A 13264-nucleotide genomic window follows, 5' to 3' on the forward strand; every position below is an offset into this window, starting at 1 on the left:
GCCTCTGCGAAAGAAAATAGCCGAAGTGCGGAGGGAGGTGGCGGTTTCTGACCGCCACCTGCTTCGCAGGTTGTTCCTCTTTGCCATGCCCAAATGACAAATGAAGAGACTCGAGATGCAGGTTTTCCGTAAAGTAACCGAGAATGCTTCGATGTGATCCAGGTTCCAGAGCCAAGTTCATACGACTGGTATGCTGAAGTGTGCTTGCCAGTCCAGATACACATACTGAGACTCCGAGTGGGAAGAAGTCTCTCCGAGTCTATATTCGATGGTTTGCTATTGGAATAGCGGCAGCTTGGATGCTTGCCGCGCTGACACTTCTGATGGCCCGATGGATTGATCCGCCAACAACTGCGGTACACATCCAGCGCCGCTTGCAGGCCATGATTCATCAGACGCCATATCACGAGCGTTACAGATTTGTTCCGCTGAGTCAGATCTCACCCGATCTGCAGCATTCTGTGATTGCTTCGGAAGATGCCCGCTTTTATAAGCATCATGGATTCGACTGGCATCAGATCGAACTTGCCGCCGAAGACGATCTAGATGGCGGTCGCAGCCGTGGAGCCTCCACGATTACGCAGCAGCTTGTAAAAAATCTGCTCTTCGGTACAGGCCGCTCTGTCCTTCGGAAGGGCGTAGAGTTCACGCTCGTCCCAGTAGCTGAGTTGGTTCTCGGCAAGCAACGGATTCTGGAGATCTACCTCAACGTGGTGGAGTGGGGACCGGGTGTTTATGGCGCAGATGCCGCGTGTCAGTACTACTACAAGACATCGGCACGAAATATCGGCCGTCAGCAGTCAGCACGGCTGGCTGTGATTCTGCCTGCTCCCTTGAAGCGGAAACCCGAGCGGATGAACCGTTCCAGTGCGCGCATCGTTGAACGCGTGCGCCAGATGGGTTGGTAGTCGGCACGGACGCTCTTGCGGAAACTGTATAGGGGGGCACCACAGAGGGCGGATTTATGTACGCTAACGAGCTGTCTGTCACGTAGAATAAGGGGTTTATTTTAACGGAGGCACGTTGGCATGAAGAAAGCAGAACAGCTTTGTGAGCGTCTGGGTGCGATATCTGGTTATAGTTGCGAAACCCAGAAAAAATTCGATGAACAAGTATGGAGATTCTATTTCTATGAGAAAGAGTCTTCTCCAGGGCGGCAGTACTGTCTAGATGTGGATTGTGTCGCGATCAGCGAACAAAGCGTCGATAGACTTGTTCAAACGCTTGTTCAAGAGCAGTGGCAGAAGAAGGTATTGCAAGCTTATTCCGGCAATCAAGTACCCAGGTTTGATGGCCAAAAGATTTCTACCTAAAACGTAGTGGTTCCAGTGGCAAAGCACAATAACGGAGCTCGGCGAATGGTCGGATTCATGCTGTTTTGCTGAGAGGTGGAGCGACTAGAATGGCGCCCGATTGTTTTCATATGCTCTATTACAGATATTGAGAGAATCAAACGCTTTCAACATTCCTCTACAGCACTGAAGTCAGTCTCGGGTCTCTGCTTGGCTGGGAACACGTCTGCCTGACCGGTGGCGATTACATCTCGCATACAAAGAGGAGGGTGGTCAAGGGCAGTTCTGGCCTCTCCGAAAAGCCGGAAACGGCATCTCTACGCCTTGGCGTAAATAAAATTCCCTTACTGGAGGTAACCCGGTGTACCTCATTCAATCTCTGATTATCTGGAAGATAGAGCCTTTTGAAATCGGAGTTCTGTGCCAGAGTTATGACAAACTCTGGCACAGAACTTGCTCATTGAAGTAGCAATGTAGAATCCTGGCTACTTATATTTGGGAGATTCCTTCATAAAGCGTTTGACCGATTTATGAATGTTCTTCCAGCGTCGCTTTTCATCAAGATCCCCCATCGGATCCTCTCTTCGATCCAACCAGGCAAGTTCACGCTGCAACTTGTGCAGGCTGGACAAGCGTTCTGGACTGAGAGCTCCGGTATTCACCGCTTCAAGCACTGCACAGCCGGGTTCGCCTTGATGTCTACAATCGCGATAACGGCAATTACGAGCCAGAGTCTCGATTTCGTCAAAGGTTACTTGCAGCCCTTCGTCGTTGTCCCATAGCTGTAATTCCCTCATCCCTGGAGTATCGATCACCATGCCGCCCCTTGGGGAAAAGAGAAGTTCTCGACGGGTTGTGGTGTGCCGTCCCCGGCCATCTTCAAGAACAGGTTGTGTTCTTTGGTTGTGATTCTCCAGCAGGCAGTTGATCAGAGTCGATTTGCCAACACCGGAAGAGCCGAGTAAGGCTATAGTTTTGCCCGGCAGACAGTATTGAACAAGCTCCTCGAGTCCGTCTCCATATAGAGCGCTTACCGTATGGATTGCGGTGCCAAGAGCGACTTCTTCGACTGCATGAATTCGGGATGCGGGATCTGTGCAGAGATCGAGCTTGTTTAGGACTACCACCGGCATGGCTCCGCTGTTCCACGCCGCAGCCAGATAACGTTCAATCCGTCGAGGGCTGAAGTCGTTATCCAAGCCGGTTACCAGAAACGCAAAGTCCAGGTTGGCTGCTACGATCTGCTCGTATTCACCCTTCCCTGCAGCTCGACGGGAGAAGTAAGTAGTCCGTGGCAAAACCGCCATGATCTGTGCTGTTCCGTGGTCGGACGGGATGCGAAGAGCAATCCAATCTCCGGTTACAGGCAATTGCTGTGGTTGAGCCTCGTAGCGCAGACGGCCACTGATTTGGGCGCGTATTCGCCGTCTTCAGTGGCAACAGTGTAAAGGTGGTTGAATTGTTGAACGATACGCCCGGGAATCAGGCCGGTAGAAGCATAACTAGCAAAAGCGGCTGCGAACCTTTGGTTCCAGCCCAGCAGGGTAAGCTGCATCTCTAATCTCCGTAATGTTACAGACAGAGGTCATGCGCGCACTACACCCCTCTAGAAAGGGATGCTTTCGTAACGCGCAACGAAACGGGATTAGAGACGGACAATCATCAAGTGCTCAGTTTAGATCTGGCGCAATTGGGACGTCAAATTTGATGTCTATCTTCATGTGGATATCGAATCGCGTCCTCTGCTCTTCCTGCGAAGGGCTTTATGCGGATCACAGAGCCGTAATTGAATTGAGAACTTCCTCTGTAGCTACGATTGCGCTTGCATAGTTGGGCATATTGATATCGAGAGCAGCGTGCATCATCTCTTCCGAGTAGTCTGCGGTTGCATCTTTCACCACCGTGACCTCATAGCCCAACTCGGCAGCATATCGGACAGTGGCCTCTACACAAGTGTGAGCGATGAGCCCGATGACGATGAGCTTGTGCACGCCATGTTTTTTAAGCATCAGATCCAGATCTGTATTGGCGAAGCCACTGGAGCACCAATGCTCCTGAGCTACAAACTCTCCGGGATGAGGGATGAATTCAGTGCGAACCTCGCCACCCCACGTACCATTTTCGAAGGTCTTTCTCTCCCAGGCTGCTTTCTGGATGGGCGCGATATACTTCCATGTCTCATAGTCTCCTGGTCGATATCGATGATGTAGCGCATAGAAAACGCGCAGTTGTGCCTTCCGTGCAGCAGTCAAGACTTGAAGCATGTGGGAAACGCACTGATTTGCCTCTGCGACTGTCTTCAGGCGGTCCCATACCTTACCTCCCTCAGAGATGAAGTCGTTGTAAGGGTCGATTACCAGAAGTGCGGTAATCTCTCTTTCATAAGTCAGATTGGCCATATCCACTCCAATTTGTTCGATACCGGGCTGGACGCCGAGTCAGATGAGCGATGCTACTTATACGCAGCCTAGATGCCGACAAATCATCGTTCTCTTAGAGCATGTCGTTCAATACTTTGAGCGAATAGAGGCGTTTCCTGTCTGTTGTGAGCCTCTGAAATCGGCTTGCGTGCAATTTTAAAGACCTCCCAGGGAATACCTTGTTTGGCGAGGAGGTCCATGAGCTCCGGGGTTGCAGTACTATGAACCATATTGGTGAATTCACAGGAGCGATCGTCGATCTTTTTGACACTTAGGTCCCAGATCACGCCGACTTTGATCCGTCCCGTAGGCGTAAAAACATCTGAATTCGATACAAGTCTCAGGTGATCAGGTTCACTAATTTCCTCCAGATAATGTTGAACCATAGGGCTTCCACCGAGTATCTCAACATTGATTGACATACGTTTGCCGTCTGGAGCCGTGGTTACGCCTGCGGAACAGTGGGCTGGAGAGCAAGATTGGTATTCCGCTTCCGGCAAGCTGAAACACCATGCCGGGATATCAATCTTCTCTATGGGTGCGTTGATAACGGCTGAAAAGCTCGATTCAACTAGCGTGTTGTCCTCCATCTTCCCTCCTTGGCGTGGTGAAGCTCTGCCATGACATTGATGATTAGGCCAGAATAAAGATCTCATTCACACTAGACGAAAGTATCGGTTTATACCTTTGTATTGTCTGGAATTGGAGTTGTGCTCGAATGGATAGTGAGCGGTCCGCTAGCAGAAGAGCGTATATGCAGGGGAACGCGGGGTTATGCCTCGATTGTGCAGTTTTAGGTTCTGCGAGGGCTATGAATGTATAGGAGATGTTGCGGTATCGGTAACCGGACATAGCTGAATTTCAAAGTATCGCTCGGTTACCGATATGGAAGTCGCAGTTGGCCTTAGAGCAGAATCAGGGTAGATGTATCCGCAAGCCACAGAGAAAAGTTGCTCTTAGCCCCTTGCCGGATCGGACACAGTAACCCTGATTCCGCTCTAGTATGCTCTGTTTTACTTTGCGGCAAAGCCGGAGTAGGGATATGTCATCCGAAGTTTTTTTCTACTGCAGGGCTACACCGCTGTAGCCGTACGCACTTGTTGCATCTTTTGTATCAAGGCCAGGGGCATACGGGAGAGATGTAACACTGAATCTACTGCTCCCAATGCTATCGCTTCCTTGGGCATACCAAAGATGACACAACTAGCTTCGTCTTGTGCGAGGGTATAGGCCTTTGCACGTCTCATCTCCAACATACCTCTGGCACCGTCGGCTCCCATGCCAGTTAGGATGACTCCGATAGCGTCACTCTTGAGGTTGCGTGCACAGGAGGCGAAGAGAACATCGGCCGATGGGGCGTGGCGATTCACCCGCTCCCCCTCGTAAACCCGTACCAGATTGATTCCATCCCGGCGAGTAACTTCCATTTGCTTGCCTCCCGGAGCCAGCAGGACAAGACCGGGAACAACCTGATCTCCATCCCGAGCTTCTCTTACTCTCATTGCACACAGAGAGTCGAGGCGTTCGGCAAACTTGCTCGTGTAGGTTTCAGGCATGTGCTGCACGATCACAATACCGGGGAAGTTTGCAGGAAGAGGCGTTAGCAATTCGCGAAGAGCCTCTGTGCCTCCGGTTGAAGCACCGATAGCCACAACCTTACGAGGGAAAGGGAAGGGGCACTGTACTGCAGAGCTTGGACGGAAGGATCTTTCTTTCTCCTGATGGTTCGTTACAAGGTGGGCTTTTGCCGCAGCCTTTACCCTGGCGATGATTTCGTCTGAGCGCGCGATGGTTTTGTTTGCAATGTCGAGCGTCGGTTTCGAGATGTAATCAACGGCCCCAAGGCTGAGGGCTTTGAGTGTGGTCTCCGCACCTTTGTTGGTGAGTGATGAAATCATCACAACAGGCATGGGATGGGCGCGCATCAACTTCTCAAGAAAGGTGAGTCCGTCCATGCGTGGCATCTCAACATCGAGTGTCAGGACATCGGGATGCAGTGTCTTGATCTTTTCTCTTGCAACGTAGGGATCTCCTGCCATACCTACAATTTCAATATCCGGGTCAGAAGAGAAAATCTGGGCCAGGATCTGCCGCATGAGTGCTGAATCATCAACGATAAGAAGCTTGCACCGCTGTTGCATACCGGTCCCTCGTCCATGTCATATCAGGAATAATTTGTGCTGTACCCGTGTCTTGTCGCTCGTCTGCTTGCGCAGGTAGTTGATAGGTGGTCCGATCAACAGGAATCAGAATCTCCTGAAGCCATGGCATGTGTTCCGAATGTCCAAGGAAGAGATGTCCACCGGGGCGAAGATAACGGATCAACCGTCGGATGACATTTTCCTGCATCTGCTGGTCGAAGTAGATCAAGCAGTTTCTACAGAAGATGGCATCGAATTGTTCTTCGATAGCCCAGGTTGCATCTTTGAAATTCAGGCGCTTGAACTCTGCTCTCTGACGAAGTTCCGGCTTCACCCGCATCATGCCTTCCATCCTGCCGGTCCCACGTAGAAAATATTTTCTTTGCAGTAAGGCGGGGATGGAATCTGTGTTGTCCCCGTCATAGATACCGGCTTTGGCGCGGTCTAGAACGTCTGTATCGATATCTGTTGCTAGTACTCGCAGGTCCCACAGCGGCAAGTTATGCAATAGGGGACGATTATGACTTGCAGGATCAGGCATCGAAATCAGGCTCGGTCCGGTAGGCGAATTTGCGGCCAGAATAGCTTCCATCATTGTCATCAAAATCGAATAGGGCTCTTCCCCAGTTGAGCAGGCAGCACTCCAAACCTTGAATTGCCCTATGGTTCCGTGATTCCGGGAGTGCCGGAATCTTTCGTGGATAAGTTGCTCAAGGAATTTGAAGTGATGAGACTCGCGAAAGAAGGAGGTCTTGTTGGTAGTGATGCAGTTGATCAGTGCGAGCAGTTCTGTCTTTTTCGTGTCCTGGGTTTGGAGATATTCGTAGTATTGATGAAAGGTGGTAATTCCATGGTGCCGTAGTCGGCGTGCCAATCGTGAACACAGCATCAGCTGTTTGGAATCCCTCAACCAAATTCCTGTTTCCCGATGAATGAGCTGCTGGAAAAGCTGGAAGTCTTTCGGGTGAATCGTTTCATTAACGGTGCAGCAAGAAAACATATGGTTCCCCTAAGTAGTACTGTGTGGCAGTCCGGCTTGTAATCCCCGGACTGCTCTTAAAGCTTTCAATTAACAACCGGAGCGGAAGCCAGTTCCCCTTCGGAGAGTAATTGTTCGAGATTCAGAGCTACAGCCAAGTGGTCGTGCGTCTCGAAAACTCCACTGATAAAGCGCGTATCCACTGTGCTGCCGAAATCCGGAGCAGGCCGAATCTGTTGCGGAGAGACCATCAGCACATCCGATACGGCATCGACTAATAGTCCGACCATCTTCCCTGCAACGGTGATGATGACAATAACTGTGAACTTGGTGTACTCCACCTCCGGAAGATTGAACTTCATACGAAGATCAATCACCGGAAGAACCGTTCCACGCAGATTCATAACTCCACGAACATGAACCGGGACATTCGGAATAGGCGTTATCGGCGAAAATCCACGAATCTCCTGGATATTCAAGAGCTCGACACCGTATTCCTGCTTTTCGAGCAGAAATGTCAGGAATTGCTGCGGCTCTTGAGGCGGCACATCGGGTACTTGTGTTTGACTCACTTCAACATTCATCATGGCGATCATTCCTCAGGCGTTGCATTCCTAAAACTGCTCAAAATCATCGTCTGTTGCTTCCATAACTGCTGTGGAAGCGAGTGAGTGCTCGCCCTTCTTTAATCCGTTTCCATTCCGGAATCCGATTTTCATCGATGCAGAGGTCGAAGAGCGCCGCGGCGTCAGTGCGCTGGAGCTTGTGCTGCGCTTAGGTGTTCCGGCCTGTGTTGCGGGCAGATGATGTCCGAGTCTGGAACCTGAGTTCTCTCTGATCGTGAACTTCTGAACCAGAGTTAACAAACGCGTTGACTGTTCTGAGAGTGACTGCGCTGTGGAGGACAATTCTTCCGTCTGCGTAGAGTTGGACTGTGTGACCCTGTCCATCTGCGACATCGCTGTGTTGACCTGGTCGATACCGGCACTCTGTTCTGCGGAAGCTGCGGCGATCTCTCCGACGATATCGGTAACGTGTTTGACTGAGGTCACGATTCCTTGGAGAGTTTCTCCCGAACGGTTGACTAAGTCCGACCCGCGTTCGACCTTCCTTAATGAGTCCTGGATCAGGAGCTTGATCTCTTTGGCGGCACCTGCGCTACGTTGTGCCAGGTTACGAACCTCGGAGGCAACTACCGCAAATCCACGGCCTTGTTCGCCCGCGCGTGCTGCTTCTACAGCTGCATTCACGGCTAGAAGATTAGTCTGGAAGGCAATCTCATCAATAGTTGTAATAATGTCCGAGATCTTCGCTGAAGCAGAGTTGATTTCCGACATTGCCGAGATAGCGGTAGCAACTACAGCTCCGCCTTGTTCTGCTGCGTCGCGGGAGTTGGCGGCAAGAACATTGGCTTCCTTCGCGTTGTCGGCGTTCTGGCGAACGGCAGCAGTAATCTCCTCCAGACTGGCCGAGGTTTCTTCCAGACTGGCAGCTTGTTCCTGCGATCCGGCCGCGAAGTTTTCCGCAGTGGCTGCGAGTTCCTGTGCTGCTGAGCTTACGTGTGTTGAGCTTGTGTTGACCTCATCGAGCAGCTGGCGCAGGTGCTCCAATGCTTCGTTGAGTGCATCGGCCATCTGTCCGACTTCTTCCTTCGTCTCGATCTCGAGATGCGAGGTAAGATCTCCGGCAGCCATTTTCCGAAGTACCGTTACTGTCTGAGAGAGAGGACGAGAGAACTGACGGGCAATCCATATCGCCAAAATCACTCCTAGTAATACGCTGCCAGTCAACATCAAGAGCATATTGACGCGGGTGCGTTGATAGGACTGCAACGCTTCTTCCCAGCTCTTCTCCGTCACTTGCACTTTCAAATCGACAATGCGCTGCGCTGCTGTATCGATGCGCAGGGATGCTTCTTCATTTGCATCCAAGGCTGCTATGGCGCCCCTGGTATTGCCTTGTTTGAGGTTTGCAAGTACGTTGCGATTGCCCTGGGCCCACTGCGGGAGCAGACTGCGGATGAGCTCAAGCTGTGCTTGTCCCTCTTGCGTTACTAGCAGCTTGCTGGCCGCATCGAGATGTGTATTGAGTTCGGAGAAAAAGGATTCAACGCGTTGTTCGCTTTGTGCCACTTTGGCCTGATCTCCAGAGTTGATGATGGCATCGCGGATGTAACGTCCACAGGCAAGCTTGCATTTACGTAAGCTGGCTGTTTCGCTGAGACCTATAACGTGCTTCCGGTAGAGTTCGTCAATCCTTGCATTGGATTCGCTCAAACGCATCATAGCCTGAAATCCAATTACCCCAGAGATTGCCAAAAGTAGTCCAAAACTTAGAATTAGCTTTGGCATAGCATGTAAATTTTTAAACCATTGCATGATGCGTACTCCTAATTAGCTTCATTTCTAACGAATGAGGTTTTTTGTGTATTGATTGCTCCTGGCCTGAGCGCAAAGAGAGAGGAGGAGGCCAGTCCTCCGATATCCATGATTGGTGCAACACAGCCGTCTCCCAGGATGGTGGCGCCCATCAGCCCGTCAACCTTGCGGAAATGACGGTCCAGAGATTTGATAACGACCTGTTGCTGACCTAACAGTTCATCAATCGCCAAAGCGATTTTCCGTCTGCCGTGCTCTACGATGACAATCAGATTGCGTTGGTTCGCGGGTGTGTCTTCCGTGCGCTGCTGAGAAGAGACTTCGGTATCTGAAGTTTTCAGGGAGGCGTTGTCTAGAACCCCCATGTACCTTCTCATCCTTAGCAGCGGAATAGCTTCTTCGCGAAGGATAACCACCTCGCCTTGCCCTGCAACCGTAATGACCTGTTCCGGGCGAGGAGAGATGGATTCAAGAACGGAGAGCAACGGAAGTACAAGTGTCCTGTCGGCGACGCGAACAAGTAAGCCTTCCAGAATTGCCAACGTAAGAGGAAGGGCGAGACGTATCGTCGATCCTTTCCCTGTAGTGCTGTCGATGGCAATGGAGCCATTCAGCGCTTGCACGTTTTTCTTTACGACGTCCATTCCGACGCCTCTGCCGGAGAGGTCGCTAACCTTGTCGCAGGTAGAAAAGCCGGGTTCGAAGATCAGCATCCTCAACTGGTCTTCCGATAATTGCGCATCGGCGGAGATAAGCCCTGAGCAGATGGCTTTCTGGCGGATCTTCTCCGTGTTCATTCCTCTGCCATCGTCGCTGACTTCAAGGATCACCTTTCCACCTTGATGAAAGGCCTGCAAGGAAATCGTTCCATTGGCAGGTTTGCCTTGTTCCGTGCGTTCTTCCGGAGGCTCGATTCCGTGATCGGCTGCATTGCGAATCAGGTGGGTGAGCGGATCTCCCAGCTGTTCCAGAATGCTCTTGTCTACCTCGGTATCTTCTCCATGCGTCTGGAGTGTGATCTGCTTTCCGGTGTTCCGTCCGATGTCGTGTATGGTGCGCGAGTAGCGCTGGAAGAGAGTTCCCATCGGCAGCATGCGGATTGACATAGCCCGCTCGTGCAACTCGCGAGTGTGGCGTTCAAGCGACTTCACCAACTCCCTCAGATGCGGAAGGTTTTCGGGGGTAAAATGCTCCAGCATCTGCGATGTTATCGAATGCGAAATTGCCAGCTCGCCAACAAGGTCAATCAGGCGGTCTATCTTTTCCGTGGCTACACGAATAGATCCCGATTCCGCTGGAGATTTCGATTGCTTCTGGCCGCACGGGGTAGATGGCTTGTTTGCTTCCTTTGCCGTCTCCGCTTTCTGTGCCTCGGCTACAATTTCAGGTCCCGGCGTGGAATTGAGTTCTTCGATGCAAATCTCTGCCTGATCTTCAACAAATTCGAAGATCTCCCGAATATCTTGCTCTGTTCCGGTGGTTACGAGTTCGACAGTCCACGAGAGATAGCACTGTGCAGGATCTACTTCTGCCAGCCTGGGCAACTTTTGCGTATCTATTTCGCACTGGCGGACTTCTCCGATATCTCTCAAATTTCTCAAGAGCAGGATCGGATTGGTTCCAGAGTCGAAGATATTAGGAGCCGGGCGGAAGTGGATTCGGAAGGTGCGCAGACTGATGCCTGTATCTTTTGCTGACGGAACGGGAAGAGGCGCAGCTTTTGTGGCGGTGAAGGGAAGCAATCGGGAGAGAACATGTTCCGCTGTCTCCGGGAGGGGGCCTTCAGCTCCAGCGCTAAAGAATCCCTGCAGGACATCGACGGATTCCAGCAACAGATTGACCAGATCGTCTGTTACTGAAATCTCGAAGTCCCTCAATCGATCCAGAAGCTCTTCCAACGTGTGGGTGAAACGAACAACTTCCGTTAATCCAAAAGATCCTGCTCCTCCTTTGATGGAGTGAGCTGCACGAAAGATCGAATGGAGCAGATCTGCATTCTCTCTCTCAAGCCGAAGCTTGAGCAGGGAGGATTCCATTGATTCCAGGTGCTCTGCGCTTTCCTGCAGATAGAGCTGACGAAATTGTCCAAGATCAATTTGCATATAGAGCGTGCTTAGGGCAATACTCTGGCGACTGTCTGAAGGAGCTTTTGCGGGTCAAAAGGTTTAACGATCCACCCAGTAGCTCCTGCAGCCTTTCCTTGTTCTTTCTTTGAGTTCAGACCTTCTGTTGTCAACATCAGGATGGGCATATGCTTCCATTCCTGTTTTTGCCGAACCGACTGTATAAAAGTGATTCCGTCCATGATCGGCATATTGAGGTCGGTGATGATTAGCTGGACCTTTTGGGTGCCGAGTTTGCTAAGGGCATCCTGTCCATTTTCGGCTTCTACGACGCTAAATCCACCCTGCTTAAGGGTGAAGCTGACCATTTGGCGCATAGAAATAGAGTCATCGACGATCAGAATATTGTGTGGCATATCTTTTCCTGTTGCCTTACTTGCGTGAACGGGCTACTTAAAACAGTTCAATCTCCCCTGGTTGTGCGCTATCGTTTATTCCTGCCGCCTGTCTTTCTTCATGCATCGTGTAGCAATGAAGCATGTCATTGGCGATGTCAATGTGTGCGGCGGTTTCTCCCCGGCTAGCTTGCTCCAACCTCTGCTGCAACGTTTCGAGTCCGCTTCGGACATGTGCGATGCGTTGACTGGCTCTGTCCTGAAATTGCAGTCCGCGTATGGCCGAGGCGATGTCGTTTGCCAATAGCTCTCCTTCACTTCCCATCTCTGCAAGCATGGATTGCATACGCGAGTGCATCTCCTGGAATCCGTTGAGGGCGGTTGTAACCTGATGTCGGCTTTCAACTGCGCTCTTCTTGTCGCGTTGATCCATTTTCTCTAGGTCTTTTACCGCTGTTTTTGCAGCGGTACGAAGCTCACTCGATAGCTCGGAGACTTTCTGAATGACTTCACGCGACTTCTGCGCCTGGGTGTTGACTTCATTGGCGACGATACTGAATCCTGCTCCGGCCTCTCCCGCGTGTGCAGCTTCGATACGGGCGTTGATTGCCAGGATCTTGTTGCCTTCGGCAATGCCGTCCAGTTGCTTGAGCGAGGCGCTGATCTTTTGCGAGTAGCTGTCTATCATCCGCATCTGGTCGACAGCCTTACGGGATACTTCGCCCGCGTGCTCGATCGTATTCAGCAGCGTCTCCATGGTAGCCTGGCATTCCTGAATGAGCTCTTCTACGGACGCCTTCTCTTGAGAGCTGTTGCTGTTGCTAGCCAAAAATGCAGTGGTCTTGGCTACGCTCTCCCGCGCGCGGCTGGATATCCCTTCAAAGCTTGTACAAACATCGATCACAGCTTGTTCAATTTGACTGGCAGTCTCTTTCAGCTGTGTGTCCATGATGGCGATTGCGGGGATATAAGAAGTAAGTGCGCTGCTTATCTTTTCCGCATGCAAGAATTGCGGCGGTTCGACAGGGATAGCCGGGGCGCTTCTCTGTAGTGGGAACCAGCGATTCTCGAATTTGCGTACTCTCAATTCCATTGGGACGAAGTCCTTTCCATAGGGGTAGTGGTAAGGAAAAGGTCTTGCGCTCCTGAGTATTCAAACCAACGGAGGAGCGCTGACGAAGCGCCTGTTACGGTAAGGCGAAGGTTCTTTCTTTCCTGTTCCTGTTCGAGCGCAAGTAGGATCTGCAGTGTTCCGATATCGAGTGTTTCGAGCCCGGACAGATCCACTGTTAGATCGATATTGCTTTCCAATAGTTCCAAAGCATGCAATCGCAGATGCTCTGCCGGAACCAACTCTGTCTCGTTCGCTACTCTCAGTCTTGCAGTCTGCTCTTGAATCGCTTCAGCGGAGGGTAATGTGCTATCCATGCAGGTGCCCTTTACCGATTGGCCGACATACATTGCACTGCGAGCGGCTTGCCTGTTCGGATCGGTTAATTGTTTCCTTGTTTACATCTCCCTCTTCGGCAAGGCTTATTCGGAACATTAGAGATAAACGCACGAAAGTAACATAGGTTGTGGAAGAAAGTTTCGGGA

At 51.2% G+C, this 13264-nt stretch carries 14 protein-coding genes; 2 read left to right on the forward strand and 12 right to left on the reverse strand.

All coding sequences use genetic code 11. From position 1 onward, the window contains the following. The first annotated feature begins 200 nt into the window (after window positions 1–200). A complete protein-coding gene (gene mtgA / locus AC6I7T_RS25750) occupies window positions 201–908 on the forward strand; it encodes a monofunctional biosynthetic peptidoglycan transglycosylase (RefSeq protein ID WP_497790632.1) in 708 nt (235 codons plus the stop codon). A gap of 120 nt (window positions 909–1028) precedes the next feature. Next, window positions 1029–1313 (forward strand): hypothetical protein, encoded by a 285-nt coding sequence (locus AC6I7T_RS25755; RefSeq protein WP_497790633.1) that lies wholly within the window; start codon window positions 1029–1031, stop codon window positions 1311–1313. A gap of 464 nt (window positions 1314–1777) precedes the next feature. Here the strand turns inward: AC6I7T_RS25755 and rsgA are convergent, their stop codons facing one another. From rsgA to AC6I7T_RS25815, 12 genes are all read right to left on the reverse strand, one after another. After that, window positions 1778–2599 carry a ribosome small subunit-dependent GTPase A gene (gene rsgA / locus AC6I7T_RS25760; protein WP_497790634.1) on the reverse strand — a complete coding sequence of 274 codons (822 nt, stop codon included), beginning with the start codon at window positions 2597–2599 and terminating at the stop codon, window positions 1778–1780. 53 nt (window positions 2600–2652) lie between these two features. Beyond that, window positions 2653–2847 (reverse strand): hypothetical protein, encoded by a 195-nt coding sequence (locus tag AC6I7T_RS25765; protein ID WP_497790635.1) that lies wholly within the window; start codon window positions 2845–2847, stop codon window positions 2653–2655. Window positions 2848–3064: 217 nt separating this feature from the next. Further along, complete coding sequence (locus AC6I7T_RS25770; RefSeq protein ID WP_497790636.1) at window positions 3065–3691, reverse strand: cysteine hydrolase family protein; 627 nt, start codon at window positions 3689–3691, stop codon at window positions 3065–3067. A gap of 83 nt (window positions 3692–3774) precedes the next feature. Further along, window positions 3775–4302, reverse strand: a complete 528-nt coding sequence (locus AC6I7T_RS25775) for a hypothetical protein (RefSeq protein WP_497790637.1) — start codon at window positions 4300–4302, stop codon at window positions 3775–3777. A 483-nt stretch (window positions 4303–4785) separates the two neighbouring features. Beyond that, window positions 4786–5853 (reverse strand): protein-glutamate methylesterase/protein-glutamine glutaminase, encoded by a 1068-nt coding sequence (locus AC6I7T_RS25780; RefSeq protein WP_497790638.1) that lies wholly within the window; start codon window positions 5851–5853, stop codon window positions 4786–4788. Further along, entirely contained in the window at window positions 5822–6853 is a 1032-nt protein-coding gene (locus AC6I7T_RS25785) for a CheR family methyltransferase (RefSeq protein ID WP_497790639.1), read from the reverse strand. Before AC6I7T_RS25785 ends, AC6I7T_RS25780 begins: the two co-directional genes overlap by 32 nt. A 65-nt stretch (window positions 6854–6918) precedes the next feature. After that, window positions 6919–7419 carry a chemotaxis protein CheW gene (locus AC6I7T_RS25790; RefSeq protein ID WP_497790641.1) on the reverse strand — a complete coding sequence of 167 codons (501 nt, stop codon included), beginning with the start codon at window positions 7417–7419 and terminating at the stop codon, window positions 6919–6921. A gap of 27 nt (window positions 7420–7446) precedes the next feature. After that, complete coding sequence (locus tag AC6I7T_RS25795) at window positions 7447–9210, reverse strand: methyl-accepting chemotaxis protein (protein WP_497790643.1); 1764 nt, start codon at window positions 9208–9210, stop codon at window positions 7447–7449. A gap of 11 nt (window positions 9211–9221) precedes the next feature. After that, complete coding sequence (locus AC6I7T_RS25800; protein ID WP_497790644.1) at window positions 9222–11312, reverse strand: chemotaxis protein CheA; 2091 nt, start codon at window positions 11310–11312, stop codon at window positions 9222–9224. Window positions 11313–11323: 11 nt separating this feature from the next. Continuing rightward, on the reverse strand, window positions 11324–11689 hold the full coding sequence (locus AC6I7T_RS25805) for a response regulator (protein ID WP_497790645.1): 366 nt from the start codon (window positions 11687–11689) through the stop codon (window positions 11324–11326). A gap of 37 nt (window positions 11690–11726) precedes the next feature. Next, window positions 11727–12761, reverse strand: coding sequence for a methyl-accepting chemotaxis protein (locus AC6I7T_RS25810; RefSeq protein ID WP_497790647.1), 1035 nt, complete (start codon window positions 12759–12761; stop codon window positions 11727–11729). After that, window positions 12752–13096 carry an STAS domain-containing protein gene (locus AC6I7T_RS25815; RefSeq protein ID WP_497790648.1) on the reverse strand — a complete coding sequence of 115 codons (345 nt, stop codon included), beginning with the start codon at window positions 13094–13096 and terminating at the stop codon, window positions 12752–12754. The genes AC6I7T_RS25810 and AC6I7T_RS25815 overlap by 10 nt, the downstream gene beginning before the upstream one ends. Window positions 13097–13264: the final 168 nt, after the last annotated feature.

It is taken from the genome of Humiphilus diazotrophicus (assembly GCF_059726315.1).

Excerpts from the sequence above, each read along its gene's own strand:
- AC6I7T_RS25755 (WP_497790633.1), top strand. The coding sequence starts at position 1,029 with ATGAAGAAAGCAGAACAGCTTTGTGAGCGTCTGGGTGCGATATCTGGT.
- rsgA (WP_497790634.1), bottom strand. The coding sequence starts at position 2,599 with ATGGCGGTTTTGCCACGGACTACTTACTTCTCCCGTCGAGCTGCAGGG.
- AC6I7T_RS25765 (WP_497790635.1), bottom strand. The coding sequence starts at position 2,847 with ATGCAGCTTACCCTGCTGGGCTGGAACCAAAGGTTCGCAGCCGCTTTT.
- AC6I7T_RS25770 (WP_497790636.1), bottom strand. The coding sequence starts at position 3,691 with ATGGCCAATCTGACTTATGAAAGAGAGATTACCGCACTTCTGGTAATC.
- AC6I7T_RS25775 (WP_497790637.1), bottom strand. The coding sequence starts at position 4,302 with ATGGAGGACAACACGCTAGTTGAATCGAGCTTTTCAGCCGTTATCAAC.
- AC6I7T_RS25780 (WP_497790638.1), bottom strand. The coding sequence starts at position 5,853 with ATGCAACAGCGGTGCAAGCTTCTTATCGTTGATGATTCAGCACTCATG.
- AC6I7T_RS25785 (WP_497790639.1), bottom strand. The coding sequence starts at position 6,853 with ATGTTTTCTTGCTGCACCGTTAATGAAACGATTCACCCGAAAGACTTC.
- AC6I7T_RS25790 (WP_497790641.1), bottom strand. The coding sequence starts at position 7,419 with ATGATGAATGTTGAAGTGAGTCAAACACAAGTACCCGATGTGCCGCCT.
- AC6I7T_RS25795 (WP_497790643.1), bottom strand. The coding sequence starts at position 9,210 with ATGCAATGGTTTAAAAATTTACATGCTATGCCAAAGCTAATTCTAAGT.
- AC6I7T_RS25800 (WP_497790644.1), bottom strand. The coding sequence starts at position 11,312 with ATGCAAATTGATCTTGGACAATTTCGTCAGCTCTATCTGCAGGAAAGC.
- AC6I7T_RS25805 (WP_497790645.1), bottom strand. The coding sequence starts at position 11,689 with ATGCCACACAATATTCTGATCGTCGATGACTCTATTTCTATGCGCCAA.
- AC6I7T_RS25810 (WP_497790647.1), bottom strand. The coding sequence starts at position 12,761 with ATGGAATTGAGAGTACGCAAATTCGAGAATCGCTGGTTCCCACTACAG.
- AC6I7T_RS25815 (WP_497790648.1), bottom strand. The coding sequence starts at position 13,096 with ATGGATAGCACATTACCCTCCGCTGAAGCGATTCAAGAGCAGACTGCA.